Origin of the sequence: Pantoea sp. 1.19 (assembly GCF_001922585.1) — a bacterium.
Taxonomy (GTDB): Bacteria; Pseudomonadota; Gammaproteobacteria; order Enterobacterales; family Enterobacteriaceae; genus 1-19.
Genome location: NZ_MRBS01000031.1, coordinates 1 through 1,279, shown reverse-complemented (window position 1 = coordinate 1,279; position 1,279 = coordinate 1). Strand labels below are relative to the sequence as shown.

General features: G+C 63.2%; 1 protein-coding gene. It reads right to left on the bottom strand.

All coding sequences use genetic code 11. The annotated features are described in order from the left end of the window. Nucleotides 1-1,279 (bottom strand): type VI secretion system Vgr family protein (locus BS626_RS17965; protein WP_139308879.1); only part of this gene is annotated, 1,279 nt, incomplete at both ends.

Here is a 1,279-nt window from a genome sequence, read left to right as displayed (position 1 = left end):
GCGCTGCACAGCAGGACCGCTGACTGTAGGTCTTTGATTCTGTCGGTGACGAGGCTTATCTGCGTGTTGATATCGGATACCAGCGCGCCGGCCGCTTCGGCGGCGCCGTTCAGGGCCTGCATCTGGCGGTTGGCCTGGTTAATCTGGTTTATCGCAGGGGCCATTTCCAGCACCGGCCCCTGCGCTTTGGCCTGGGCATCCGCCGTCAGGAACAGCCCTTTTGCCGCGCGGACTGCGCCATGCTCATCCGTTCGCAGTTCAAAACCGGCCCCGCGCTTTTCACGCTGGCCGTTGACCAGGTGGCCCAGGTTCAGCTGCGTTTTGCCGTATTCCGTCGCGAGCTTGATGTGCTCTKCCTGGCGCTTATCCTCCATCCGCAGCTTATTGTTCGCCGGCGTGCGCCACACGTTGCGCGTATGGTTGTCGCGGGTGACGTGGTCCGGATGCTCTGAGTCATGCAGGGCATAGGCGATGTAGGGCCGATCCGGATCCCCACCGTCAAACACCACGGCCACCTCCGTTCCGTCAAGAAGCGGCGAGTGGAAGCCGTASGTATCGCCGGCATAGGGCTTAGCCAGCCGCAGCCACACACAGGCATAGCCCTGCTCAGCGCTGCTGCGGTCAAAGTCCAGCCTTACCCGGTAGCGCCCGTCCGGGTCGAGCCAGGMAYASGTGTCGCCTTTCTGTGYGCTCTCCACCCGGGCCGGCAGCGAGCCGGATATCACCGGGCGACTGAGCAGTGCCGGACGCCAGCAGACGGTTTCGCTGTAGGGGATCCCCTCAAACGTCAGCGTAAAGCGACGCTTGCGCGAACCGCTGCGGCGCACGGTGGTGATGACGATGCCGTCTTTCACGATATCGGGTAGCCTGCCGTCCGTTTCCAGCACCTGACCCGGAGCCAGATGAGGGCTGGAGGAGTGCCCGGTGACGTGATATTGCGCATTCAGAATGCGTTCGTGACGCAGACGGGCGAAGTAGGCYCCGGTCTCGGTGCTTTCAGCGTCACCCGCCGTCAGGAAGGGCTCCGCATAGTGGTACGTTTCCCCGGTGGTGATCCCTTCCTTGCTGAAGATGCTTTCGGCGCTGTCCTGCGGCGTCAGGGCTTCGCGGTAGTTGTAGTCCCGGGTGGCCACGCTTGCGCTGACCACGTTACAGGCGGTCTGAATATCCCAGAGGCTCTCCCGCCCGCCGTCGCTCATCCCGGCCGGGTTGCGCAGGGGCAGCGTGACGCCAAATTCATACTGCTGCTGGCTGTCCTGAAAAATCACCACGTCCTGCT